The organism is Lacinutrix sp., assembly GCF_037625555.1.
Classification (GTDB): domain Bacteria; phylum Bacteroidota; class Bacteroidia; order Flavobacteriales; family Flavobacteriaceae; genus Lacinutrix.
In genome coordinates this window covers 1-23,975 of sequence record NZ_JASJHV010000041.1, presented here as the reverse complement: position 1 = coordinate 23,975, position 23,975 = coordinate 1, and the positions used below count along the sequence as shown (strand labels likewise).

Here is a 23,975-nt window from a genome sequence, read left to right as displayed (position 1 = left end):
GTTAAATCTAAAATATTTACTTTAACAACATCACTTTTAGATTTGTGTATAATGTTTACAAACTCATTTGCTGGATTTGGATACATATTAAACAAAGAATTATGACTGTATTCATTAAGCCCTAAAACAGCATTATTTAATTTGTAAATAAATACATCTGCACTGTTTGGGTTAGCACTCATATTAAAAACAGCATCACTAGAATAAGTGTTGTGAAGAGTTGTTTCATTTGTATTTAGTGTTTTTATAATACTGAAAATTAATCAATATAATTGAGCCTATAAAATTAACCTATTTATAATCTGAATGCCATTGAAATCAACTCAATAATTTTCAATACTTTTGTTTTACAAATTTTTAAAAATTCCGCTTGACGTCAAAAAATAATATTTTAAATGAAAAACACAGCATTATCAGCAACACACGAAGCACTTGGTGCTAAAATGGTACCATTTGCAGGTTATAATATGCCAGTTCAATATGATGGTGTAAACATAGAACACGAAGCAGTAAGAGCAGATTGTGGTGTTTTTGATGTGTCTCATATGGGAGAGTTTTTAATTGAAGGTCCAAACGCTTTGGCCTTAATACAAAAAGTATCTAGTAATGATGCTTCTAAATTAACCGTTGGAAAAGCACAATATTCTTGTTTACCTAATGATGATTGTGGTATTGTAGACGATTTAATAATTTATAAACTTAAAGAAGAGCAATATTTATTAGTGGTTAATGCTAGTAATATAGAAAAGGATTGGAACTGGATATCATCTAAAAACGATGTTGGTGCAGAAATGAAAGATTTAAGCGAAGACTATTCGCTTTTAGCCATTCAAGGTCCAAATGCTATAGCAAAAATGCAAGCACTTTCTAGCCATGATTTATCAGAAATTAAATTTTACAATTTTGTAGTTGGAGATTTCGCAGGAATAGAGCATTCTATTATTTCGGCAACTGGTTATTCAGGAAGTGGTGGTTTTGAAATATATTGTAAAAACAGTGAAGTAAAACAAATTTGGGATAAAGTAACAGAAGCAGGAGCAAAACCAATAGGTCTTGCTGCACGAGATACCTTACGTCTTGAAATGGGATATTGCCTTTATGGAAACGATATAAACGATACTACATCGCCTTTAGAAGCTGGCTTAGGTTGGATTATAAAATTTACAAAGGACTTTACAAATTCTGATGCTTTAGAAGAACAAAAACGTCGTGGTGTAGAACGAAAATTAATTGCTTTCGAACTTGATGATCGTGGAATTCCAAGACAAGGATACGATATTGTAGATGGACAAGGTAAAAAAATAGGTGAAGTAACTTCTGGTACTATGAGTCCAATGCTAGGTAAAGGTATTGGTCTAGGTTATGTACCAATGGTATTTACAGATGTAAATAGCAAAATAAACATACAAATACGTAAAAATGCAGTACCAGCAACTGTTGTAAAGCTCCCTTTTTATAAAGTATAAATAAATTTATGGATGAATTCCAAGGTTTAATTGAAGACATTTACAAAAACCTTAAGTGTTGCAACACAAAAAGGCGTTGTAGCTTCTTATATTCCAGAATTAGCAAAACAAAACAATACTAGTTTTGGTATTTATGTGAAGCAAATAAACGGAAGTAATAATGCTGTTGGAGACTGGAATGTACCGTTTTTAATACAAAGTATCTCTAAGGTTTTAGCTTTGTCTAAAGCTATTATTTTTGAAGATAATAGTATATGGAATCGTGTAGATGTAGAAGCTTCTGGCAACCCATTTAATCACTTATCTTTATTAGAACAAGAAAACGGAATCCCTAGAAATCCATTTATTAATTCTGGCGCAATTGTAATTGCAGATATTTTAGTAACATATTTAGAAAACCCTAAAGAAGATTTTTTAAATTATGTTAGAGCTATTTCTGGAGATCAATCTATAAACTATAATCTAGACGTTGCTGCTTCAGAGCAACGAACAGGTTTTACAAATTATGCTACTGCAAACCTTTTAAAATCTTATAATAACCTTAAAAACGATGTAGATATCGTTCTCGATTTTTATTTTCATCAATGTGCTTTAGAGTTGACTTGCAAGCAAATTGCTAATGCATTTTATCTTTTATACAACAGAGGTGTTTGTATAAATAAAAAACAACACCTAACTTTAAGTCAAGTTAAAAGAATCAATGCTATTATGCTAACCTGTGGTTTTTATGATGAGGCTGTAGAATTTGCTTTCGAAGTTGGTTTGCCTGGAAAAAGTGGTGTTGGTGCTGGTATTGTTGCATTATTAACAAACGATTTTGTAATTGTTACTTGGGCTCCTGGTTTAAATAAAAAAGGGAATTCTCTTATAGGAATGCAAGCTTTAGAGCAATTTACTACCAAAACCAATCGTTCTATTTTTTAGTATATATTTTTAAAGTATTAAATGAAACAGGAAATAGACAAAAAACATCGCATCTTAGTTTTAGGAGCTAGTGGGTTTATAGGTGAAGCTATTTATAAAGAGCTTTGCTCTTATTTTAAAACCTACGGAACATACCGAACTAATAATTATAGTTTTGATAAAAACCAACATTATTTTCAATATGATATTGAAGAAGAAGATATTTTCGAGACTCTAGATATTATAAAACCTACAGTTATTGTCTCTGCGCTTCGTGGTAATTTTTCGGCTCAAATAATAGCACATGCACATATTTGCGAATATATTGTAGCTAATAATACTAAACTTCTATTTTTATCTTCAGCAAATGTTTTTGATGCTTATAGTAAATTTCCTAGTTACGAATTAGATAAAACCTTAAGCCATAGTATTTATGGGCATTTTAAAATTAAAATTGAAAACATGCTCTTACGTATTTCTAAAAAGCAAGTTGCAATTATTAGGTTACCAATGGTTTTTGGAGCACAATCGCCAAGAATTAAAGAAATTAAAGCGTTTTTAAAAGAAGGATTACCAATAAAAGTATTTCCTAATTTAATAATGAATGTTACAACAGACACAAAAGTAACACAACAAATTCATTATATTATTAATCGCAATAAATCTGGCATTTTTCATTTAGGAAGTAATGATTTAGTTCACCATAACGATTTCATAAAAGAAATTATAGAGACTTTAGGCAAATTTAAACCTTTCTTTATAAACGTTTATACAACTAATGAAGAACGTTACTTAGCTGTTTTAGCTAAAAACAATAAATTACCTAAACATCTACAATTACAAAGTGAGGAAATCTTTAAAGAACTAGAAGTTTAAAACGTAATACTGTTAATATTTAATCTTAAAAAAGGGATAGGAATTAGTGAAATTGTTTTAGCAATATTACTTTTATTTAATCTCTAGTAAATTGCGATTTAGTTTAAGTAACTTTACGGTATTCATTTTTTAAAAGTAACCTATGTACAGATTAATATTATTTTTAATACCTTTTATTTTAATAAGTTGCGATAAAGATAATAATCAAGTAGATGATCAATTTAGCTACCTAAACACTCCATTAACACATTTTGAATTAGGCTTTGAGTTAGACGAGCCTGATGTTATTTTAAATGACATTGCAACAGGAGAATTGGATGTGTTAATAAATTCTATATTGGTATCTAACAATGGTAATACAGAGCGAAAATTGGAGTTTGAACATATAGATAATACCAACAAAATATCTAAAATGTCATTTTTTCTTCCACACTATCAAAATTGCGAAAAAAACATTTATCAATTTTATTATAATTCTCAAAACCTAATTGACACTATTGTTTCTACTAGAAAAAATTTTTGTAATGAATTTGAAGTCCTAAAAACCTACACGTTTAATTATAATTTTAATGGTCTTTTAAAAAGTATCTTTATGTATAACGACTACTTTTTAGAAGAAAACTATTTTGGTTATTATCCTAATGGAAAAATAAAAGAAATATATAACGATCATCATGGTAGAGGTGTAGAATCTAGTTTTGGTTTACAAAAATTTTATTATGATGATACATTTAGTAATGTTATAAGATTAGAGACCTTTACTAACGCATCTCCAAGTTATACTTACAAATATTTTTATGATGATAATAAAAACCCATTTAAAAACACCTTTGTTGCTGTATCTGTATATATGCCGTTTTTTGGACCTGCTTATTTATCTAAAAATAACGTCATTAAAATAATTAAAAAAAATGAAAATAATATTCATGGTAATGAATTTACTGATGAATATATTTTTAACTTTTCTAGTCCAAATGTGCTAGATACCTATTATGAATTAGGAAACGGATTCGTTTATTTTGTAAATCAATAATATTAAAAACATAAAAAAAATGTCTAAACTATCAAATCAAGAAATAGAAAAACATCTAGAAAAATTACCAGAATGGGATTATGCAGATAACGCTATCCATACAGAATACGAATTCAATAATTTTAAAGATTGCTTTAGTGCAATGAGTAGAATTGCTTTTGAGTGCGAAGCCCTAAACCATCATCCAGATTGGTCTAATACCTACAACGTTTTAAATATTACTCTATCCACGCACGATGTTGGAGGTGTTACATTAAAAGATATTAAATTAGCATTAGCAATAGAAGGAATAGTAGAAGAGGAAGAAGATGAATAATCCTTTTTGTAGCTCAGCATTTTTTTTAAATTTGTAAAAAGTAAATAATAAATCAAATATCCGCTTTTGCGGAAATAAAAATATAACGTCTATGGGAAGAGCTTTTGAGTTCCGTAAAGCAAGAAAAATGAAACGTTGGTCCGCCATGAGTAAGGCATTTACTCGCATTGGTAAAGACATTGTAATGGCTGTTAAAGAAGGTGGTCCAGATCCAGACAGTAATTCTAGATTAAGAGCAGTAATACAAAATGCTAAGGCTGTTAACATGCCTAAAGATAATGTAGAACGTGCAATAAAGAAAGCCAGTGAAAAAGATCAAGGCGATTTTAAAGAAGTACTATTTGAAGGCTATGCATTGCATGGTATTGCTGTATTAGTAGAGACAGCTACAGACAATAATAACAGAACTGTAGCAAATGTAAGAAGCTATTTTAATAAATGTGATGGCAATCTTGGGACATCAGGATCTGTTGTATTTATGTTCGATTATACGTGTAACTTTAAAATAAAAGCAGAAGGTTTAGATTTGGAAGAACTAGAACTAGAGCTTATAGATTATGGTGTAGAAGAGATTTTTGAAGATACAGATGAAGATGAAAATGGAGAAGAGCAAACCTATATTCTTATTTATGCTCCTTTTGAAAGTTTTGGAAATATTCAATCGTATTTAGAAGATAATACATTAGAAATTATTTCTTCTGGTTTCGAGCGGATACCTCAAGTAACAAAAGCATTATCTAAAGAACAAGTAGAAGATGTAGAAAAGCTTTTAGAAAAACTAGAAGAAGATGACGATGTACAAAATGTATATCATACAATGGGAGAAACTGCAGAAGAATAGATAAAAACCATAAATATTAAAAACCGCTCTTATTCTATAATAACTTAGTTTAAGAGCGTTTTTATTTTACACTACAAAAACTAACACCTAATTAATAAAATGAAACATCCCTTTAAGCTTAGTAAAACAAATATTATATATGGCTTAATAGTTAGTTTTATAAGCGTTTTTTTAAACACAAAAATACGAGGCTTCAATAGTTTTTCTATAGGTTATAGTATTGGTACAATTCTAACCGTTATAGCTTTTCCTACCTTATTTGCTTTATTATTCTGGTATATTCTAGGTAGAAAAGAAAACGGTGGAACAACTACTTTTAATGTGGTGCTTTCTATTTTATTATTAAGTACGTTAGGACAAATTGGAAGGCTTTCTAAAGAATAACAAAAGCCTATAGAAGATATGGAAAAACGACATATCCAATTACAAAGAAAAAACACTAGCTCATCCAGATTCTACAGATAATAATTATCAAGAACTATCTTACAGTATAAAAAACGCTCTAGATGCTATTATTAAAACTACAAATGGCGAGACAAAAAAGCCTTTCTAGTTCTTAAAACTCATTTTAATAAAGCAGATAGTGTTAATATTTCATGGAATAATAGTTACAATAAATTTACAGACACAAGAATTTTAGATTTAACACTCTTAAATAATAAAGAAGAATTTAGCTATCAAAAACAAAAAACTATATAAACGAATCTAAAAGTTATAAGCTATCTATAGAAAATAGGTTCGCCTATCTAATGGATAAAACCAAAAACATAGATAAAAATAATAATGCTTACAAAGGTTTTATTAAAGGCCTAACAACTAAAGACGCTATACAAACACCTGTATTTATTACGTATATAGATGCACACATTAACTACGGGGAAAATATAAATGGAATTCTAGAACTTCTAGAAACAGATAATGGAAATTGGGAATATGATGGAGAATCCATTATTTTTAACTCTTTAAATAGTGAAAACAAATACAATACTTTATTTAATAATGCTATAGAAAATGAATACATTATTAATAAGCTTACTAAAGAGTTAGTAGAAATAATGTAGGGTAAAATTTAAGGATAAATTGAAGGTTAAAAATAATGATAAACAACAAATTTTGGAACACTATATCAGGCTATTATAAGTTTAGAATTATAACTGCTGGTATAATACTATTAATTATTATTTTATTTGCTATTGCTAATGCCATATTTAATTAAAACCAGATGCCTAAAAAACTCATTTTATTCTTTTTCTTATTAATAATGCTACAAAATGGGTTTGCCCAAAAAAGTAGAATAGTATATTTAAATACAGATAGTTTAACCATAACCAAAGAAGAATTTAAGGCTGCAAGCACCTATAAATTCTATATAGAGAAAACAAAAACCGATACTCTAACTATAAATATATTAAAGTCTAAAAGAGCCTATGGTTTTCTAGAAGAGAAGAATAAAACGTTAGTATTTTCTATTCTTAATGATATAACTACTGATTCTATAAATAGAAAGTCTTCTATTTTTATTCATAGTTATAGTGATAATAATAGAACATTAAAAAAAGCAAAAAACAACAATTGTTACTGGAGTTACATTAACCGTTATCCTAATAAGTTTACTTCTTTTTTATTAACTAACAATTCAATGCTTAAAAAGAAAAAGTTCCCTATACATACAGACGAGAAAAAAAGTATTGAAAATTTAATAAAAATAGTTAAGAATATTCTGGCTTCTTACCAATAACACCTTTGTAAAAAGCATGCATGAATTTAAAATCTTCTTCCACATTGTCTGTAGGATAAAAGGGCTCTGAAATTGTGTTTTGTTTATTTTTAAAATCTAAAGTAAACATAATAATAGGCACATTTGCCGTTTTGGCAATGTAGTAGAAACCTGTTTTCCATTCTTCTACTTTTTTTCTTTTGCCTTCAGGTGCTAGAGTTAATCTAAACTCATCATCTGTTTCAAATAGTTTTGCAATAGCTTTAACTTTATTTTGCCCAGAAGTTCTATCTAAAGCTCTACCTCCAATAGACCTAAAATACAATCCAAAAGGCCATTTAAATAATTCTTTTTTACCAACAAAATTTGTTTTAACACCAGCAGTTTTTCTTAATAAAACACCAATATAAAAGTCGTGCCAACTCGTATGAGGAACAGCAATTATTACAGATTTTTTAATAGTATCTTTAGAGAAATTAATGTTTCCTACTATTTTCCATCCTAGTAATTTAAAGTATATAAACTTGGCTAACCAACGCATATTACATTTTTTGGTAGAGTGCTTTTAGTTTCTCTCTTGTAATTGTTTTTTTCCATTGTTTACCAATAGCGTTTTCCCAAAGAGGTTCTAAACTTAAAGCAACATTAATCATGATATCTAACTCCTTGTCTAAAAGGTCTTTACATAAACCTTGAGGCAAAATAATATCATGCTTTTCTTTCATTTTTTTAAACAAAACAACACCTTTTGGATAATAGTCTTCTAAATGATCGAAAACAATACAGTTTCCTATACCGTGTTTTACACCTAATAAATAGCCTAAACCATAACTTAATGCATGAGCTACACCAACTTGAGAATAGGCAATACTCATTCCTCCATGCCAGCTTGCCATCATCAGTTTGTCTTGAGATTCTTGAGGACTTAAATTATCTTCAAGGAAAATTTCCTTACAAAGTGTAAAGGCTTTTTCTCCATATGTTTTACTAAAAGCATTTAAAAAAGTGCCATTTAAAGATTCTACACAATGTACAAAACAGTCCATTCCTGTATAGAACCACTGGTCTTTAGGTACATCTTTTGTTAATTCTGGATCTAGAACAACTTGATCGAATGGTGTGAAATCACTATTTATGCCTAACTTTCTTTCTGGACCTGTTAAAATTGTAGTTCTTGAAACTTCTGCTCCTGTTCCAGAAATTGTAGGTATTCCTACATGATATACAGCTGAGTTTTTAACAATATCCCAACCTTGATAGTTTTTAGAGTCTCCATCGTTAGTAAGCATTATAGAAACTGCTTTTGCAATATCTAACACGCTTCCTCCTCCAATTCCTATAATTCCAGAAGGCAATTCTTTATAATTAAGTATTATATGCTCTACAAGCTCATCTATTTGAGATGTTTTAGGTTCTTCTGCAGCAGAGACATAAATTAATTTATCGTCATAAGACAATGGTATTCTTGAAGTTAACCAAGCGTTACCTTTAAAAACATCGTCCACAAAATATATAAATGGTGCTATGGTATTTAACCTTTTAGGAGAAAGAATCTTTTCTAATTGATTAAAACTACCACGTCCAAATACTACTCTGGACACCATTGGAAAATTCTTATAACTCATTTAATTATTTGTAATTGTAAAATATTGTTTTCTAATTTAAAACTGAAATTACTTCACTTAAATTTTTAAGTGTTTTGTAACTTTTAGATTTATTAGCATTGACTTCTACTTCTTCATGAGCCCAAGTGGTATGAAAAGGAATATGAATTGCCTTTGCTCCTATTGCTACTAAAGGTAAAACATCAGACTTAAGCGAGTTTCCTATCATTAAAAAATCTTCAGGTTTAATATCTAAATGTTTTAGTAATCTACTATAATTTTCTTCTTTTTTGTCACTTAAAACTTCAATGTGATGAAAATAATCTAACAATCCAGACTTTTCAAGCTTACGTTCTTGGTCTAATAAATCGCCTTTTGTTGCAACAATTAATCTATATTTTCCAGATAATTTTTTAAGCACTTCTTCTACTCCATCTAATAATTCTACAGGCTTATTTATCATCTCTTTTCCAATTTCTAAAATCTCTAATATTGTTTTATTAGAAACAGTATTATTAGACAATTCTAAAGCCATTTCTACCATAGATAAAACAAAACCTTTTACACCGTAACCATAAACAGGAAGGTTTTTCATCTCCATTTTAAAGAGTTCTTGGTCTATTTTATTTTCAGTTTCAAATCTGCTTAATAATTTTGCAAACTTTGTTTCTGCATCACGAAAATAGGTTTCATTAACCCAAAGTGTATCATCAGCATCAAAACCGATAACTTTTATGTATTTGTAATTTGCTTCCAAAGTTTTTTTGCTTTTTCTAAATTTTCTGGAGTATCAATTTCTACACCTTGAACATTTGTTTCTACCATTTTTATACGCTTACCATACTCTAAATAGCGTATGCATTCTATTTTTTCTGAAGCCTCTAATACCAACATTGGTAAGCGGTAAAAATCTAAAAGTGCTTTTTTTCTAAAAGCATAAACGCCTTTATGCTTGTAATACTTTGTTTCTACAGTTTTATCTCTTGGAAAAGGTATTGGGCTGCGTGAAAAGTAAAGTGCAAAATCTTTCTGGTCTACAATTACTTTAACTGTATTAGGATTATTTATTTCTTCTAAATCTGTAATGTTTACCATTAAAGATGCTAAATCAACTTCCTTTTCGTCATCATTTTCGAAAACATGTATTAGTTTTCTTAGCGAATCTACTTCTGTAAAAGGTTCATCTCCTTGAACATTAACAACAATATCAACATCCATGAACTCTACAGCTTCTGCAATACGGTCGCTTCCACATTCATGCTCTTTAATACTCATCACTACTTTTCCACCAATGCTTTCAATTTCTTTAAAAATAATAGCACTATCTGTTACAACTACTACATAATCAAATAAATTAGTAGCAACTGTAGCCTCGTAAGTTCTGGTAATAACAGGTTTTCCTTCCAAATCTTGCATTAGCTTGCCTGGAAAACGAGAAGCACTGTAACGTGCTGGAATCATTGCAATTATTTTCATTTATAAAACTGAAGTATTTATACAATTATTGAACATTCAAAAATATAATTTTTTAATGTAAATTAAGCCTTGGCAGATTTAAACTTTTTATAAAGCTTAAATATAATGATTAAAATAATGATTACTAAAAATATTGCCACAATTGGGAATAGAATAGAAATAGCAGAAACCACTAAAGTTGTTCCTGTTTCTACAGTAGAAACAACAAGATTTGCTATACCACCTGTACTTACTGTAGATGCTAATCTAGTTGCGCTTGTTGTAACTGCAACTGCTGCTGCAGTTCCTCCTCCTGCTATTATTGCTAATGCCCAAGTAATTACAGGACTTAAATCTGCTACTGTAGATACCATTACTGCTGTTCCTGCAATAGCAGCAAGTGGTATTGCAGCAGAGTCTAATAGATTATCAACATAAGATATATAATAGGCAAAAATTTCTACTATAGTAGCCATACCTAAAATAATTAATGCAGAGAGGCTTCCTATCCATTGCTAAGATTCATTTAACTCCCAACCACCAAAATAGGCAGTTAAACTTAATGCAAATAATGGAACAAATACTCTAAAACCTACTGATGCAGCTAATCCTATTCCAAGACAAATACTAATTATGGTTTCCATTGTCATTATTTAATCTGTAATAAATTGTAAAGTATATAAATGTAAAGCTATTCTAATCAGTTTCAAAAAAATCATCTTTAAAACCTATTAAATACAGCTTTTCTTGTGCTCTAGTTACTGCTGTATAAAGCCATCTTAAATAATCGCGATTGATATCTTCTGGTAAATAGGGTTGTTCTACAAACACTGTATTCCATTGTCCACCTTGAGATTTGTGACACGTAATAGCATAAGAGAATTTAACTTGCAATGCATTAAAATGTTTATTGTCTTTAATTTTTAGAAACTTCTTATAGTTACTTGTCTCGTTTTCATAATCTTTTTGAACCTCTTGATAAAGCCTATTAGAATCTTCATAAGGTAAAGATGGTGTTTCTGCATTGATGGTATCCAGCATTACTAAGGTTTCAAAAGGCATCATTTTAGGATAATCAACCATTCTTATTTTAACTTCTGCAAAACGAAAACCATACAACTCTTTAATGCTAAATATTTCTAATACCTCTACAATATCTCCATTCGCAATAAATCCGGCTTCACTAGTTGGTTTTAACCAAAAGTAATTCTTCTTAACCACCATTAAATAATCGCCAGAAGACAATTCATTTTCATTAAATAAAATTCTGCTACGTATTTGTTGATTATATAAATTAGCACGTTTGTTACTACGAACAATAATTGCCATTTCTTCGTTTCCTAAAGTACTATACGAATCGTTTATGGCATCCATAATATCATAACCATCTACTAGCCTAATTATGTCTGGATAACCTTTAATATTAAATTGAAAGCTTTCGAAAAAAAAACTAGCAATGGTCTCTCTTAATAAGGTTGCATTCTCTAAAATTCCAGAATCTTGACCTTGACGCATAACTTCGTCTAGCTCCATTTTGGTAACGTCTTTATTATAAGTAAGACTTAAATTGGTTTCGTCTAATGCTGGACTTATATCTAGCTTTACTGGTGGTAATTGTGCTGTATCACCAATAAGAAGTAATTTGCATTTATGGCCTTGGTAGACATATTGAATTAAATCATCTAGTAAAGATCCATTTGTGTATAATTTTGAATCTGAAGGCGCATCTGGTATCATAGAAGCTTCATCAACAATAAAAATGGTGTTTTTATGCTTATTTGGTTGTAATACAAATTTTACGCCTCCTCCTTTTTCTTTTTTCGGAAAATATATTTTTTTATGTATTGTAAAGGCCTCTTTTTTAGAATAATTACTAATAACTTTTGCTGCTCTTCCTGTTGGTGCCATTAGTACTGCACTTTTTTTAGCATGCCATAAATTATTAACAATTGTACCAATAATGGTAGTTTTTCCTGTTCCTGCATATCCTTTTAATAAAAAAAGGTCATTATCATTATCTTTAAAAATAAATTCGGAAAGTTGTAATAATAATATATCTTGTTTTGCGGTTGGTTTAAACGGAAAATGCTGTTTTATAAGGGAATAAAATTGTGATGACGTCATTAAGCAAATAAGAATTTTAATAATAAATCAAAGATATAAATGATTTTTACTATTATTGGTTTTTACGAACAAAAAAAAATTGTAGATTTGCGTTAGACCATTAACTAAATAAATTAATAAAATCATGATAATAATTGGAGTAATAGTTGTAATTCTTCTTACTGTTGGAATTGTTTGGATAATAGACAAGTATATTCCTTCTAAATTAAAAGCACCATTAACTATCATACTTTGGATACTTATTTTTGTTTTAGGGTATTTTACCTTTATGTCTGTTTATAACGAAATTAAGTTTCACAATATTAAACAAGAACGTTATGCTGAAGTAATAGAGAAACTTGTAGATATTAGAGATTCTGAATTAGCATATAAAGAAGTTAAAGGAGATTTTACAGGTAGTTATGATAGCTTAGTTAAATTTATCGAAACTGGTAAGTTTGCTATTATAGAGCGAAGAGATTCTACAGTACTAGATGAAGAAAAAACAAAAGCTTATGGTGGTATTAAATATACTAAAGAGATAACAATTGTAGATACTTTAGATTTTGTTCCAGTAAGAGATTCTCTTTTCAAACAATCTAATCGTTATAAAACAATGATGAATATTCCTTTTGCAAAAGAAGGAACTAAGTTTGAATTAAAAGCAGGTGAAGTTGGAGAAGAAGACAAAAAACTTCCAGTTTTTGAAGCTGTAGCTTGGAAAAAAGATATTTTACACGATCAACCAAAAGATTTAGTAAAGAAAGAAGAAAGCGTATTTTCTGTAGAAGAAATTAATGGTGATGCCATTAAAATTGGCTCTATGGAAGAAGTTAAAGTAAATGGTAACTGGCCTAAAGTTTATGACCCAATTAAAAACTAATAATAAACATATAACACATAAAGTATTGTCCATTCAAATAAGTTTGAATGGACTTTCTTTTTGTATACTAAATGCTCTTGAGCATTCGGTTGTAAAAATTGAACATCTTATTTTTGATAAAAAAGCGACTCCTTACGAATTATTAGACGCTATTAAAGATGCTTTCAATACAAAAGAATGGTTAGATGATGGTTTTGATACTATTCAAGTAATACATGTAAACGATTTAGCGACTTTAGTACCTAAACCTCTATTTAACGAAGAAGCGATTGCAGATTATTTAAAACTTAATTCTAAAATTCTTAAAACCGATTTTATAACTTTCGATACCATAACAATAAACGACACCATTAACGTTTACGTTCCTTATGTAAATGTAAATAACTACATATACGATCGTTTTGGAAATTTTACCTACAAGCACTACTCTACCATTTTAATTGAAGAGATTTTATCTCAAGAAAAAAATGCAAAAGACAATAAGCTCTACATCCATGTAAATGCTACGCATTTTGAAATAATAGCAACAAAAGCAGGAAGCTTAACACTTTATAATGCTTTTGAATACCACACAGCAGAAGATTTTATATATTATGTATTATTTACAATAGAACAATTACAATTCAATCCAGAAGTAATTAAGACCGTATTGCTTGGAAATATTACTCTAAATAATGAGCTTTACAATATACTGTACAAATACGTAAGACATATTAGTTTTGGTAGCAGAGACCATTCTATTATAGTTGATGGCACAGAAAATAAACATTCAAATTTTACACTTTTAACTCGTTTTTAATGCGCATAATATCAGGAGAATTTAAAGGCAGAAAAATTACAGCTCCAAAAAAACTACCTATTAGGCCAACAACAGATATGGCTAAAGAATCGTTGTTTAATATTTTAAACAACCTTTATTATTTTGATGCAATTTCTGTATTAGAGTTATTTGCTGGCTCTGGAAACATTAGTTATGAGTTTGCATCTCGTGGTACAGAAAACATTACTTGCGTAGATCAAAATTTTGGGTGTATTAAATTTATAAATGAAACTGCAGAGAGTTTCGAGATGAATATACAAACCATAAAAAGTGATGTTTTTAAATTTTTAGAGCTTAGTAAAACAAAGGCAACCATAATTTTTGCCGATCCTCCTTATGATTTTTCAGTTGAAGCATTCTCTAAAATTCCAGAACTTGTATTTAAAAACAATTTATTAGAGGCTAATGGTCTATTAATAGTAGAGCACTCGAAACATACAGACATATCTCATCTAGAAAATTATAGCCATTCTAAAAGTTATGGTGGTAACATGTTTAGTTTCTATAAACTAACTAGTAGCGATGAAGAAGAATAAAATTTATAAATAGTAAATTTATATAAAAAACAAAGTCCTTTGAAATTTTCAAAGGACTTGTTTATTTAAGTAAATCTATAAGCCGGATTCTGTACTCTTGCGAGCCCTTATCATTTATCTACATGAGTTGTTACCAACACACTTTAGCTGCCTACCCTCTAGCTCGTGCGTGCACACTCAAACGCTAGTTTACATGACATTGCACCATATAGAGTTTACCTGGTTTCACTACAGCATAACCTGTACATACTTTCTGTTGCACTTTTCCTAACCTCACGGCTGGTGGCTGTTAACCACTATATTGCACTTTGGTGTCCAGACTTTCCTCATCTTATAAATAAGACGCGATAAGGCAATTTACTTACTTACAAAATTACAACAAACAAGTTTAGGTTTATAATTATGAGGCTTTAATTAAAAAAAAATTATTTTATTCAAGAATTTATTTAATGTTCGTTTAATGCGTTAATAAAAAATCGTTTTAATGTTTTTTATTAGATGTTAAACGAAGTTCTACTATTTTTTGGACAATGTCAAGCAATTTAAAAGTTGTTAATTATAGGATTTTGTTAATAAGTACTTTTAAATTTCGAATTCAAACTCTTGAATTCTAATCTTGTTTTTTAAATTTGTTATTCGTTAACGAAACACTTTTTAATAAAAATGGAACACTTTGTAGTATCAGCACGAAAGTACAGACCACAAACGTTTAACGACGTTGTTGGGCAAACTGCTATTACAACCACTTTACTTAATGCCATAGAAAACAACCATTTAGCACAAGCGCTTTTATTTACAGGTCCTCGTGGTGTTGGTAAAACCAGTTGTGCACGTATACTCGCTAAAATGATTAATAGCGATGGTACAGAAACTGGTGAAGAAGATTATGCGTTTAATATTTTTGAGTTGGATGCAGCGTCAAACAATTCTGTAGACGATATTAGAAGTCTAACAGACCAAGTGCGCATTCCTCCTCAAGTAGGAAAATACAAAGTCTATATTATAGATGAAGTACATATGTTGTCTCAAGCAGCTTTTAATGCGTTTTTAAAAACATTAGAAGAGCCACCAAAGCATTGTGTTTTTATTCTAGCCACTACAGAAAAACATAAAATAATACCTACTATTTTATCACGTTGTCAGATTTTCGATTTTAAACGTATAACTGTAAAGGACGCTAAAGCATATCTTAAATATATTGCAAAAGAACAAGGTGTAACTGCAGATGATGATGCTTTACATATTATTGCTCAAAAAGCAGATGGAGCAATGCGTGATGCATTGTCTATTTTTGATCGTGTAGTTAGCTTTTCTGGAAAAGAACTAACAAGACAAGCGGTTACAGAAAATTTAAATGTTTTAGATTACGAAACCTACTTTACAAGTACAGATCATATGCTTGAAAATAAAATTCCAGAATTATTACTTCAGTTTAACGAAACACTCTCTAAAGGTTTCGATGGACACCATTATGTTGCGGGATTGGCTTCACATTTTAGAGATTTATTGGTTTGCCAAAACCCAGTAACAATAGAGCTTCTAGAAGTAGGAGACCAAACCAAAGCAAAATACTTAGAACAATCTAAAAAAGCATCGCAAGCATTTTTATTGCAAGGTATCTCGCTAGCAAACGAGACCGACTTAAAATTTAAGTCCAGCAAAAACCAACGCCTTCTCGTTGAACTTTGTTTAATGCAGCTAGCCTCTATCACTTTTGATGGAGAAAAAAAAAATAATAGTCGGTTCATAATTCCACCTACTTACTTTAAACGTGTTGGTATTACACCTTTACAAATAAAGAAACCTTCAGAAGTTAAAACACAACAACCAAACAAAGTATTAGAACAAAAAATAGAAACTGTTACTAAAACTATTTCCAAACCTGTTGAAACTGCTGTTACTAGCAAACCCAAAATTGTTTTAAATAGTAATACAAAACGAACTTCTGGATTATCTTTAAGTAGTATTCGTGCAAAAAAAGATCATGAAATAAGGCAAATGGATGTTGTTATTGATGAAGAAGATTTGCCCAGAGAAACTTTTACGCAAGACGAGTTAACAGAGGCTTGGAATACTTTTATTTCTATAATTGAAGCCGAAGGTAAAATGAATTTGGTTGCAATACTTTCTATAGATAAACCGACTTTAAAAGATACAACAATACACTTAACCTTCCCTAATTCTACAAATAAGGTTGAAGTAGAACGACAGTCGTTTGATTTATTACAATACCTAAGAAAAACACTAAGTAATTATGATATAAGTCTAGCAATTGAAGTTAATGAAGAAATGCAAAAGAAATTTGCTTACACTTCTGAAGAGAAGTACGTTAAACTAAAGGAGAAAAATCCTAATATAGAATTACTACGTAGAACGTTTGATTTAGACCTTTAAAACAGACTTAAATCACTAATTATATTTTAAAAATGAAACAAATTTTATTTCTTTTATTTATTGTAAGTATTATATTTTTAGTGTGTGACGGTAAAGGAACGTGGACATATGTCTAATACTGATATTTTAAAGGAACATAAGTTATTAGATTCATTTTCTGAAAGTACGAAGTATATTCCAGAACAATATTCAGAAGTGATAACAGATACACTTTTAAGTAATGGTTTTAAAGTGAAAGTAAAATATTATGTAGATATGGAAAATTCCATATTGAAATTTTCAGAGAAAAATTCATTGTCAAATAAATTATTTTATAGAAATAATATTATAAATATTTCTATAAAAAAATGAAAAACAAATTTTTTCCAAAACTATAAACAATAGTTTCTTTGTTGAGAATCTAAATAATACAAGTAATAATTTGAAAAACTATGTTTTAACTGAAGCATATATTACCTATAATGACACTTATGTTGCAAATAAAGTTACATTTTCTTTTTCCTTCAAAAATCATTTAAATAATGAATTCAAATATTATTTGTTAGAAATAGATGATATTGATAGCTTCAAGGTTTTTGAAAATAAAACGGAGCCTGATTCTTCATTTAACTAATATACTAGTCATTTCGACGATAGGAGAAATCGCATTATTAAGAAAACAAACATATGTTCTACAACTATTTTGTATATATTATTGCAAACGGGTACAGAACAACCTTATATATTGGTGTTACCAATAATATTCAAAAAAGAATCGCGCAACATTATTTTGATATTCAAAATGCGAAACTGTCATTTGCAGGTAAATATAATTGTATCTATTTAGTTTATACGAAGGCTTTGAATATTCAAAAGATGCCATTTTAAGAAAGAAGACTTTAAAAAAATAGAGAAGAGAAAAGAAAAATAATTTAATTAGTAATTTTAATCCAAAGTGGGAGAACTTAAATACTCAAATAATGTGATTTCTCCTATCGTCGAAATGACTAAAACCTATAAAATATTATGCTAGGACTTAAACTACCAACAGATCCACGTTGGGTAAACATAGTAGAAAAAAATATTGAAGACATTTTAACAGACCATGCGTTTTGCGAGCAAAAAGCTACAAGTACTGCTATATCGTTAATAGTAAGTTTTCCAGAATATACTGACTTAGTTCAGGAAATGGTTGCATTAGTTAAAGAAGAAATTAGCCATTTTAAAATGGTGCACGATTTAATTTTGAAAAATGGTTGGGTTTTAGGGCGAGATAGAAAAGATTTATATGTTGCTAAATTACTACAGTTTTTTCCAAAAGGAGGTAGTAGAACAACACAACTAGTACATAGGCTACTTTATGCCGCTTTAATAGAAGCAAGAAGCTGTGAACGTTTTAGATTGCTTAGTGAGGAATTAGAAGATAAAACCTTAGCTGAGTTTTACAGAAAACTAATGGTGAGTGAAGCAAACCATTACACAATGTTTTTAGGTTTTGCTAGACAATATGGAGAAAGAAAAGAAGTTGACGAAAAATGGCAAGCACTACTTGATTTTGAAGCTGATATTATGAAAGATTTAAGTAAAAGCGAAACTATACATGGCTAAAAATTAGCAAAAAATTATTGATAGTAATAGCGCATAAAAAAACCTCCAAAATTTTATTTTGGAGGTTTTTAATTTATAAGTGTTTAGATTATATTTTTAATCCAAATCCTATTTGTATATTTTCGTTTGTTGCTTTAACACCTACATTATCATCAAAAATGTTTGTAAAACCATGAGAGTATCTTATATCTAAAAAGAACTCATCAGAAATCATATACTCTAATCCAGCGATACCAGAAAAGTGAATGTTTCTAAAGCTATCTTCGTAAGCATGAACTTTAAGCCCTACTTGTGGTCCTAAACCTAAAGATAATTTATCGTTTAATTTTATTTTCGCCATTATTGGTATTTGTACAAAATCTAAACGTAAAGACTCAGGACTATAACCACTCTCTTGATCTATTTGATCGTACTTTTCTTTAGAGCCTTCTGCAGAAAATTGAAGTTCAACTAATAATCCTATGTTATCCGATAATTTATAATCTCCAAAAAAACCAATAGCAAAACCATTTCTATGTGAATGATCTGGCATAACCAATCCATCTTCTTCTTCGAAATTTAAATCAGATATGTTGATTCCTGCTCTAACTCCATAAAGTGCGTTTTGTGAAAACCCAAAAAGAGACACAAGCAAGAAAGCTAGTAATAAAGTAGTTTTTCTCATAGTATTAAATAATTAAATATTAAAGTTGGTTATTTTTATAATAACAAATATAATTTTTTTTTTCTAAATAAAGAATTATTGCAAAAAAGTGTTTTGCAATAAGATGAAGTGTCTTTTTGTTGGGCAAACTACATTAATTATAGAAGATTTCTCTAATATAATTACAATAGTTTATTGTGTGTTACTTTGGACTGTATCAAAATATATGCTTTTAATAATACCATCTGCTAAACCTATTTTTGGTACATAAATATCTTTTGCTCTACTCCATTTCATTGCAGATAAATAGATACGAGTTGCAGGAATAATTACATCTGCTCTATCTTGATTTAAATTAAGTTCTGTAATTCTTTCTTCGTAAGAGTAGCTTTGTAATTTGTTATAATAAGAGGTTAAATAAAAGTATGTAAGCGGCTTACCTGAGGCTTTACCAGAGGATTTAAATATGTTATTAATGTTTCCTCCAGAACCTATAACTTCAATAGTTTCAAAAGCCTTGGTTTCAAACTTAACCCATTGTTCCAATTCTTGCCAAGTTTCCTTTTTAACTATATCATTTAAAAGTCTAACTGTACCTACTTTAAAAGATTTTGATGCTATTTTTTCTCCATTATGAATAACACAAAATTCTGTGCTTCCTCCGCCAACATCTACATAAAGGTAGGTTTTGTTTTTATCTATAAAGTTATTTAAATCTGTAGCAGCAATTATAGTGGCTTCTTCTACTCCTTCAATAATATCTATTGTTATACCTGTGGCCTCTAATATTAAATCCACAACTTCTTTACCGTTTGTAGCTTCACGCATAGCAGAGGTAGCACAGGCTTTATATTTGTCTACTCTATGTGTGCTAATTAATAATTTAAAGGCTAACATAGTATCTAAAATACGCTTTGTGTTCTCTTCAGAAATTTCTTCTTTTAAAAACACATCTGCTCCAAGTCTTATTGGTACTCGAACTAAAGATGTTTTTTTAAAACGAGGTGGTTTGTTAGTTTCCTTAACTATACTGGAAATAAGCAATCTTACCGCATTAGACCCAATATCTATTGCTGCGTATTTAAGTATTTTTAGCATTAATTTAATTTGTTTTTATAATAGTTATAAGTTTCAAATTGTGCCCTTACTTTTTCATTTTCATTTCTATAATAAGCATTTGTTTGTTTTTTATCTAAAATTCTTGATTTCACATTGTCTTTCCAACAAATATTAAAAGTATCTATTAACTCTTGCTTAATTTCTTCATCATATATTGGACAACTTACTTCTACTCTATTTTCTATATTTCTTGTCATCCAATCTGCAGAAGAAATATACACTTTTGGATTATTATCGTTACAAAACAGATAAAGTCTGGTATGTTCTAAAAACTTATCGATGATACTTACAACTTTTATGTTTTCACTCATACCTTTAATTCCTGGAACAAGACAACATATACCACGAACAATCATTTCTATTTTTACACCTGCATTACTTGCTTGGTATAACTTATCTATCATTTTATAGCTTGAAATACTATTCATTTTTAAACGAATATACGCTGGCTTCCCTGCTTGTTTGTTCTTTATTTCATTATCAATTAACTTAAAAAATGCGTTTTTTGTGTAATGTGGCGAAGTAATAATATCCTTAAATCTGTATACTTTATAATTAACAGAGAAGAAGTTAAATACTTTACTTATGTTTTTTAATATTTTTTGATTGGCAGTAAAAAGCGTATAATCTGTATAAATTTTAGCCGTAGACTCGTTAAAATTACCTGTACTAATAAACCCATATCGTACAATTGTGTTGTTTTCTTCTCGTTCAATTAAACACATTTTACTGTGTACTTTTAAACCTTGTACTCCAAAAATAAGCTGTATGCCTTCACGTTGCATTTGTTCTGCATAATCAATATTTGCTTGTTCATCAAAACGTGCTTGAATCTCCATAGAGACCGTTACTTTTTTGCCATTAATAGCAGCATTTATAAGTGAACTTGCAACATGAGAAATTTGTGCTAATCTATATATTGTAATTTTTATAGTTTTTACTTTGGGATCTAAAGCAGCTTCTCTTAAAAATTTTACAGTATATGTAAATGTATGGTATGGCGTGTATTGAAGATAGTCTTTTTTTGCAATTGCTTCAAAAATACTAGTTTTAAGACTAAGACCTTTTACTGGTAATGCATCTATTTTACTATAAAGTAAATCTGTTCTTCCTAAACTAGGAAAACTCATGTAATCTCGCCTATTGTGGTACCTTCCACCAGGATTAATACTATCTGAGCTTTCTATTCCCATCTTACCCATTAAAAAACTAAGCGTTTCTTGGTCTAATGTTTTATCATAAACAAACCGAACTGGTTCACCATCTTGTCTATCTTTAACACTATCACTAATTTTTTCCATAAAACTTTTACTTAAGTCACTTTCCAGATCAAGCTCTGCATCTCTTGTAATCTTGATCATGTGAGCAGAAATAGTTTTATAATTGAAAATATTAAAAATATCGTCCAAACAATAACGCAAAAGATCGTCAAGCATTATTATTGTGTTTTTATTTCCTTCTTTTGGAAGTACTACAAAACGGTCCATGCTTTTAGAAATCTCTATTAGAGCATATTGCTTTTCATTACTTTCTAAAGACATATTAATAGCGAGATATGCTGCACTATCTTTTAGATTTGGGAGTGCAATCTCATCGTTTAGTATTATTGTAACTAATGCTGGACTAACGTTTTGTATAAAGTAATTTTTTAAGAATTTTTTCTGACTGGCATTAATTTGATTTTCCTTTACAATAAATATATTTTCTTCTTTTAGCTTAGTTTGAATATTACTAAGAATACTTAAACTTTCAGACTGTTGTTTAATTACTATTTTAGTAATAATTTCAAGCAAATCTGATGCTTTTATTCCTCCAAGTTGATTTTTACCAGCTTTTCCTGCTTCATCAATTCTTTTAACTGTAGCATAACGCACTTTAAAAAACTCGTCTAGATTATTTGAAAAAATACCTAAAAAACGTAGTCGCTCAATTAATGGAACATTCTCATCTGAAGCTTCTTGTAAGACTCTTCCATTAAATTGCAACCAACTTAATTCTCTATTTATATAAGTATAATTTTGGTTTGAGTTTTTTGTCATTTTATTGGTATTTCAACACAAATATATTGTATTGCAAGCATTATTTTAAATGTTTTGGAAATACAATTTTTTCCGTTTTGCCTTTGCTTAAGTTTTTCCAACTTTTAATATCGAAATTAATTTTTACAAAGCCAGATGTGGTTACATTATCAACGTATTTATTTCCAAACGTATTAACGAAATTTGTTAGTGCATAATTGTGACCAAATACCATTACAGTATTACAAGAATTATCTATCGTTTGTATAACTTCTATAAGTGCTTCTCCAGAAAAATCGTATAAGTCTTTTAAGTACTTGATATTTACATTTTCTAAAGATAGATTCTTTATAAATATATCTGCAGTTAACCTTGTTCTATTGGCAGCACTGCACAATATAATATCTGGACTTAAATCCGCTAAGTCTTTAGATATAAGATTAGCATCTTTAATTCCTCTTTTTTTTATTGGCCTATCAAAATCTGGTAAATTGTTTTTCCAACATGATTTTGCATGCCTAACGAGTAACAATGTTTTCATTTAAATAAATTTAAGGTGCCAAACGGTTTTTAATCCAATCAAAATCTGAATTTAATTTATAATGTATTCTATCATGAAGTCTGTTTGGTCTTCCTTGCCAAAACTCCATTTCAACTGGCTTCACAATAAATCCTCCCCAAAAATCTGGCCTTTCTATTTCTTTACCTTCATATTTTAATTCTAAATCTTTTAATTTAGACTCTAAAATAGCTCTATTTTCAATAATCTCACTTTGGTTAGAAACTATTGCTCCTAATTGGCTACCACGTGGTCGAGACTCAAAATAGCCATCACTTAAATTTTTTGCAATTTTTTCTGCTTCTCCTTTAATAATTATTTGTCTTTCGGCTCCTGCCCAAAAAAAAGATAAACATACTTTAGGGTTATTAAGTATTGCTTTTCCTTTTTCACTATGGTAATTAGTATAAAAAATAAAGCCTTCGTAAGTAAACTTCTTTAATAGTACTACTCTATTTTTAGGGAACCCATTTAAACCAATAGTAGAAATAGTCATTGCGTTAGTTTCATCTTCTGGAAAATGAACATCTATTTCATTAAACCAAGATCTAAACAACTCTATTGGGTTTTCTGGTGTGTCTTTTAAAAGTAGTTCGCTTTTTTCGTATGATTTTCTGTAATTTCCTAAATTTTTTTCCATAGCATACAATATAATATAAATTGGTTTTAATTTTTTATTACTCGAGTAATTTTATTAATTTTCTAATCCCTAACTTTCTAAAATGAAAACAGAACTTTCTGATTATTATAAAACTTCAAAACCTTTTGTGTTAGAAATGCCTTTTGGTAACTACTTTTTTTTTTGATAAAATGATTGTTTCTGAAATTTTTGAAGGAATTCATTTTGATTGGAATATGGCTGGAAAGCTAATTCCAGAAATTATTAAGTTCTATGGAGAAAACGCTAAGTTAGGTTTTATTTCTAATCGTGTTAACCATCATTCTGTAGATCCCCAAAACTGGTTAAAATTAGAAGAAAATTATACTTTTATTGTCTCCTCTGCAATTGTTGCTTATGATAATACAAACTTTATGAATGCCTCAATTGAAAAACAATTTGCCAAAAACAGTATTAAACGTTGTAAATCTTTAAAAGAAGCAT

27 protein-coding genes, 1 other RNA gene and 1 pseudogene are annotated in these 23,975 nt (G+C 29.2%); 16 read left to right on the top strand and 13 right to left on the bottom strand.

Annotation, left to right across the window (positions count from 1 at the left end):
• Positions 1-182, bottom strand: a 182-nt coding sequence (locus QNK89_RS02410; protein ID WP_340169376.1) for a hypothetical protein, incomplete at its 3' end; no start/stop codon positions are given.
• 213 nt (positions 183-395) lie between these two features.
• Here QNK89_RS02410 and gcvT point away from each other — a divergent pair.
• From gcvT to QNK89_RS02365, 9 genes are all read left to right on the top strand, one after another.
• Positions 396-1,466 (top strand): glycine cleavage system aminomethyltransferase GcvT, encoded by a 1,071-nt coding sequence (gene gcvT / locus QNK89_RS02405; protein WP_340169375.1) that lies wholly within the window; start codon positions 396-398, stop codon positions 1,464-1,466.
• Positions 1,467-1,496: 30 nt separating this feature from the next.
• Positions 1,497-2,390, top strand: a complete 894-nt coding sequence (locus QNK89_RS02400; protein ID WP_340169374.1) for a glutaminase — start codon at positions 1,497-1,499, stop codon at positions 2,388-2,390.
• Positions 2,391-2,411: 21 nt separating this feature from the next.
• On the top strand, positions 2,412-3,245 hold the full coding sequence (locus QNK89_RS02395; protein WP_340169373.1) for a sugar nucleotide-binding protein: 834 nt from the start codon (positions 2,412-2,414) through the stop codon (positions 3,243-3,245).
• Positions 3,246-3,387: 142 nt separating this feature from the next.
• The gene (locus QNK89_RS02390; RefSeq protein WP_340169372.1) at positions 3,388-4,278 is read left to right on the top strand and encodes a hypothetical protein; all 891 of its coding nucleotides are present in this window, start codon (positions 3,388-3,390) and stop codon (positions 4,276-4,278) included.
• A 19-nt stretch (positions 4,279-4,297) separates the two neighbouring features.
• Positions 4,298-4,594, top strand: a complete 297-nt coding sequence (locus QNK89_RS02385) for a 4a-hydroxytetrahydrobiopterin dehydratase (protein ID WP_340169371.1) — start codon at positions 4,298-4,300, stop codon at positions 4,592-4,594.
• 91 nt (positions 4,595-4,685) lie between these two features.
• Positions 4,686-5,435, top strand: coding sequence for a YebC/PmpR family DNA-binding transcriptional regulator (locus QNK89_RS02380; protein ID WP_340169370.1), 750 nt, complete (start codon positions 4,686-4,688; stop codon positions 5,433-5,435).
• Positions 5,436-5,534: 99 nt separating this feature from the next.
• On the top strand, positions 5,535-5,819 hold the full coding sequence (locus tag QNK89_RS02375; protein WP_340169369.1) for a hypothetical protein: 285 nt from the start codon (positions 5,535-5,537) through the stop codon (positions 5,817-5,819).
• A 365-nt stretch (positions 5,820-6,184) separates the two neighbouring features.
• Positions 6,185-6,496, top strand: coding sequence for a hypothetical protein (locus QNK89_RS02370; RefSeq protein ID WP_340169368.1), 312 nt, complete (start codon positions 6,185-6,187; stop codon positions 6,494-6,496).
• Positions 6,497-6,657: 161 nt separating this feature from the next.
• The gene (locus QNK89_RS02365; protein ID WP_340169367.1) at positions 6,658-7,173 is read left to right on the top strand and encodes a hypothetical protein; all 516 of its coding nucleotides are present in this window, start codon (positions 6,658-6,660) and stop codon (positions 7,171-7,173) included.
• On the opposite strand, the gene QNK89_RS02360 is transcribed toward QNK89_RS02365, so the two are convergent.
• From QNK89_RS02360 to QNK89_RS02335, 6 genes and pseudogenes are all read right to left on the bottom strand, one after another.
• Entirely contained in the window at positions 7,145-7,693 is a 549-nt protein-coding gene (locus QNK89_RS02360; protein WP_340169366.1) for a 1-acyl-sn-glycerol-3-phosphate acyltransferase, read from the bottom strand. The genes QNK89_RS02365 and QNK89_RS02360 overlap by 29 nt on opposite strands.
• Before the next feature lies 1 nt (position 7,694).
• Positions 7,695-8,777 (bottom strand): iron-containing alcohol dehydrogenase family protein, encoded by a 1,083-nt coding sequence (locus tag QNK89_RS02355; protein ID WP_340169365.1) that lies wholly within the window; start codon positions 8,775-8,777, stop codon positions 7,695-7,697.
• A 31-nt stretch (positions 8,778-8,808) separates the two neighbouring features.
• Positions 8,809-9,513, bottom strand: coding sequence for an HAD family hydrolase (locus QNK89_RS02350; RefSeq protein ID WP_340169364.1), 705 nt, complete (start codon positions 9,511-9,513; stop codon positions 8,809-8,811).
• Positions 9,489-10,232: a 3-deoxy-manno-octulosonate cytidylyltransferase gene (kdsB, locus tag QNK89_RS02345; RefSeq protein WP_340169363.1), complete on the bottom strand. Its 744-nt coding sequence runs from the start codon at positions 10,230-10,232 to the stop codon at positions 9,489-9,491. The genes QNK89_RS02350 and kdsB overlap by 25 nt, the downstream gene beginning before the upstream one ends.
• A gap of 62 nt (positions 10,233-10,294) precedes the next feature.
• Positions 10,295-10,861 (bottom strand): annotated as a pseudogene (locus QNK89_RS02340) (DUF4126 domain-containing protein).
• A 46-nt stretch (positions 10,862-10,907) separates the two neighbouring features.
• On the bottom strand, positions 10,908-12,335 hold the full coding sequence (locus QNK89_RS02335) for an ATP-binding domain-containing protein (RefSeq protein WP_340169362.1): 1,428 nt from the start codon (positions 12,333-12,335) through the stop codon (positions 10,908-10,910).
• Positions 12,336-12,459: 124 nt separating this feature from the next.
• On the opposite strand from QNK89_RS02335, the gene QNK89_RS02330 reads away from it, so the two are divergent.
• Genes QNK89_RS02330 through rsmD form a run of 3 tightly spaced genes read left to right on the top strand, consistent with a single transcriptional unit; the run spans position 12,460 to position 14,553 of the window.
• Entirely contained in the window at positions 12,460-13,197 is a 738-nt protein-coding gene (locus tag QNK89_RS02330; RefSeq protein ID WP_340169361.1) for a hypothetical protein, read from the top strand.
• Positions 13,178-13,996 (top strand): DUF3822 family protein, encoded by an 819-nt coding sequence (locus tag QNK89_RS02325; RefSeq protein WP_340169360.1) that lies wholly within the window; start codon positions 13,178-13,180, stop codon positions 13,994-13,996. The genes QNK89_RS02330 and QNK89_RS02325 overlap by 20 nt, the downstream gene beginning before the upstream one ends.
• Entirely contained in the window at positions 13,996-14,553 is a 558-nt protein-coding gene (gene rsmD, locus QNK89_RS02320; protein ID WP_340169359.1) for a 16S rRNA (guanine(966)-N(2))-methyltransferase RsmD, read from the top strand. The genes QNK89_RS02325 and rsmD overlap by 1 nt, the downstream gene beginning before the upstream one ends.
• A 62-nt stretch (positions 14,554-14,615) precedes the next feature.
• Here the strand turns inward: rsmD and rnpB are convergent.
• Positions 14,616-14,917: RNase P RNA component class A (gene rnpB / locus QNK89_RS02315), an RNA gene on the bottom strand.
• 299 nt (positions 14,918-15,216) lie between these two features.
• On the opposite strand from rnpB, the gene dnaX reads away from it, so the two are divergent.
• From dnaX to QNK89_RS02300, 3 genes are all read left to right on the top strand, one after another.
• Positions 15,217-16,947, top strand: coding sequence for a DNA polymerase III subunit gamma/tau (gene dnaX / locus QNK89_RS02310; protein WP_340169358.1), 1,731 nt, complete (start codon positions 15,217-15,219; stop codon positions 16,945-16,947).
• 666 nt (positions 16,948-17,613) lie between these two features.
• Positions 17,614-17,814 (top strand): GIY-YIG nuclease family protein, encoded by a 201-nt coding sequence (locus QNK89_RS02305; protein WP_340169357.1) that lies wholly within the window; start codon positions 17,614-17,616, stop codon positions 17,812-17,814.
• Between the two features lie 138 nt (positions 17,815-17,952).
• Complete coding sequence (locus tag QNK89_RS02300; RefSeq protein WP_340169356.1) at positions 17,953-18,534, top strand: tRNA-(ms[2]io[6]A)-hydroxylase; 582 nt, start codon at positions 17,953-17,955, stop codon at positions 18,532-18,534.
• 88 nt (positions 18,535-18,622) lie between these two features.
• On the opposite strand, the gene QNK89_RS02295 is transcribed toward QNK89_RS02300, so the two are convergent.
• From QNK89_RS02295 to pdxH, 5 genes are all read right to left on the bottom strand, one after another.
• Positions 18,623-19,198: a porin family protein gene (locus tag QNK89_RS02295; RefSeq protein WP_340169355.1), complete on the bottom strand. Its 576-nt coding sequence runs from the start codon at positions 19,196-19,198 to the stop codon at positions 18,623-18,625.
• A 171-nt stretch (positions 19,199-19,369) separates the two neighbouring features.
• Entirely contained in the window at positions 19,370-20,275 is a 906-nt protein-coding gene (locus QNK89_RS02290) for an exopolyphosphatase (RefSeq protein WP_340169354.1), read from the bottom strand.
• Positions 20,275-22,335: a polyphosphate kinase 1 gene (gene ppk1, locus QNK89_RS02285; RefSeq protein ID WP_340169353.1), complete on the bottom strand. Its 2,061-nt coding sequence runs from the start codon at positions 22,333-22,335 to the stop codon at positions 20,275-20,277. Before ppk1 ends, QNK89_RS02290 begins: the two co-directional genes overlap by 1 nt.
• Before the next feature lie 40 nt (positions 22,336-22,375).
• Entirely contained in the window at positions 22,376-22,855 is a 480-nt protein-coding gene (locus tag QNK89_RS02280) for a histidine phosphatase family protein (RefSeq protein ID WP_340169352.1), read from the bottom strand.
• Between the two features lie 10 nt (positions 22,856-22,865).
• Entirely contained in the window at positions 22,866-23,513 is a 648-nt protein-coding gene (gene pdxH / locus QNK89_RS02275; protein ID WP_340169351.1) for a pyridoxamine 5'-phosphate oxidase, read from the bottom strand.
• A gap of 170 nt (positions 23,514-23,683) precedes the next feature.
• On the opposite strand from pdxH, the gene QNK89_RS02270 reads away from it, so the two are divergent.
• On the top strand, positions 23,684-23,975 hold a 292-nt coding region (locus QNK89_RS02270), incomplete at its 3' end, for a hypothetical protein (protein ID WP_340169350.1).

Excerpts from the sequence above, each read along its gene's own strand:
- gcvT (WP_340169375.1), top strand. The coding sequence starts at position 396 with ATGAAAAACACAGCATTATCAGCAACACACGAAGCACTTGGTGCTAAA.
- QNK89_RS02395 (WP_340169373.1), top strand. The coding sequence starts at position 2,412 with ATGAAACAGGAAATAGACAAAAAACATCGCATCTTAGTTTTAGGAGCT.
- QNK89_RS02390 (WP_340169372.1), top strand. The coding sequence starts at position 3,388 with ATGTACAGATTAATATTATTTTTAATACCTTTTATTTTAATAAGTTGC.
- QNK89_RS02385 (WP_340169371.1), top strand. The coding sequence starts at position 4,298 with ATGTCTAAACTATCAAATCAAGAAATAGAAAAACATCTAGAAAAATTA.
- QNK89_RS02380 (WP_340169370.1), top strand. The coding sequence starts at position 4,686 with ATGGGAAGAGCTTTTGAGTTCCGTAAAGCAAGAAAAATGAAACGTTGG.
- QNK89_RS02375 (WP_340169369.1), top strand. The coding sequence starts at position 5,535 with ATGAAACATCCCTTTAAGCTTAGTAAAACAAATATTATATATGGCTTA.
- QNK89_RS02370 (WP_340169368.1), top strand. The coding sequence starts at position 6,185 with ATGGATAAAACCAAAAACATAGATAAAAATAATAATGCTTACAAAGGT.
- QNK89_RS02365 (WP_340169367.1), top strand. The coding sequence starts at position 6,658 with ATGCCTAAAAAACTCATTTTATTCTTTTTCTTATTAATAATGCTACAA.
- QNK89_RS02360 (WP_340169366.1), bottom strand. The coding sequence starts at position 7,693 with ATGCGTTGGTTAGCCAAGTTTATATACTTTAAATTACTAGGATGGAAA.
- QNK89_RS02355 (WP_340169365.1), bottom strand. The coding sequence starts at position 8,777 with ATGAGTTATAAGAATTTTCCAATGGTGTCCAGAGTAGTATTTGGACGT.
- kdsB (WP_340169363.1), bottom strand. The coding sequence starts at position 10,232 with ATGAAAATAATTGCAATGATTCCAGCACGTTACAGTGCTTCTCGTTTT.
- QNK89_RS02335 (WP_340169362.1), bottom strand. The coding sequence starts at position 12,335 with ATGACGTCATCACAATTTTATTCCCTTATAAAACAGCATTTTCCGTTT.
- QNK89_RS02330 (WP_340169361.1), top strand. The coding sequence starts at position 12,460 with ATGATAATAATTGGAGTAATAGTTGTAATTCTTCTTACTGTTGGAATT.
- QNK89_RS02325 (WP_340169360.1), top strand. The coding sequence starts at position 13,178 with ATGACCCAATTAAAAACTAATAATAAACATATAACACATAAAGTATTG.
- rsmD (WP_340169359.1), top strand. The coding sequence starts at position 13,996 with ATGCGCATAATATCAGGAGAATTTAAAGGCAGAAAAATTACAGCTCCA.
- dnaX (WP_340169358.1), top strand. The coding sequence starts at position 15,217 with ATGGAACACTTTGTAGTATCAGCACGAAAGTACAGACCACAAACGTTT.
- QNK89_RS02305 (WP_340169357.1), top strand. The coding sequence starts at position 17,614 with ATGTTCTACAACTATTTTGTATATATTATTGCAAACGGGTACAGAACA.
- QNK89_RS02300 (WP_340169356.1), top strand. The coding sequence starts at position 17,953 with ATGCTAGGACTTAAACTACCAACAGATCCACGTTGGGTAAACATAGTA.
- QNK89_RS02295 (WP_340169355.1), bottom strand. The coding sequence starts at position 19,198 with ATGAGAAAAACTACTTTATTACTAGCTTTCTTGCTTGTGTCTCTTTTT.
- QNK89_RS02290 (WP_340169354.1), bottom strand. The coding sequence starts at position 20,275 with ATGCTAAAAATACTTAAATACGCAGCAATAGATATTGGGTCTAATGCG.
- ppk1 (WP_340169353.1), bottom strand. The coding sequence starts at position 22,335 with ATGACAAAAAACTCAAACCAAAATTATACTTATATAAATAGAGAATTA.
- QNK89_RS02280 (WP_340169352.1), bottom strand. The coding sequence starts at position 22,855 with ATGAAAACATTGTTACTCGTTAGGCATGCAAAATCATGTTGGAAAAAC.
- pdxH (WP_340169351.1), bottom strand. The coding sequence starts at position 23,513 with ATGGAAAAAAATTTAGGAAATTACAGAAAATCATACGAAAAAAGCGAA.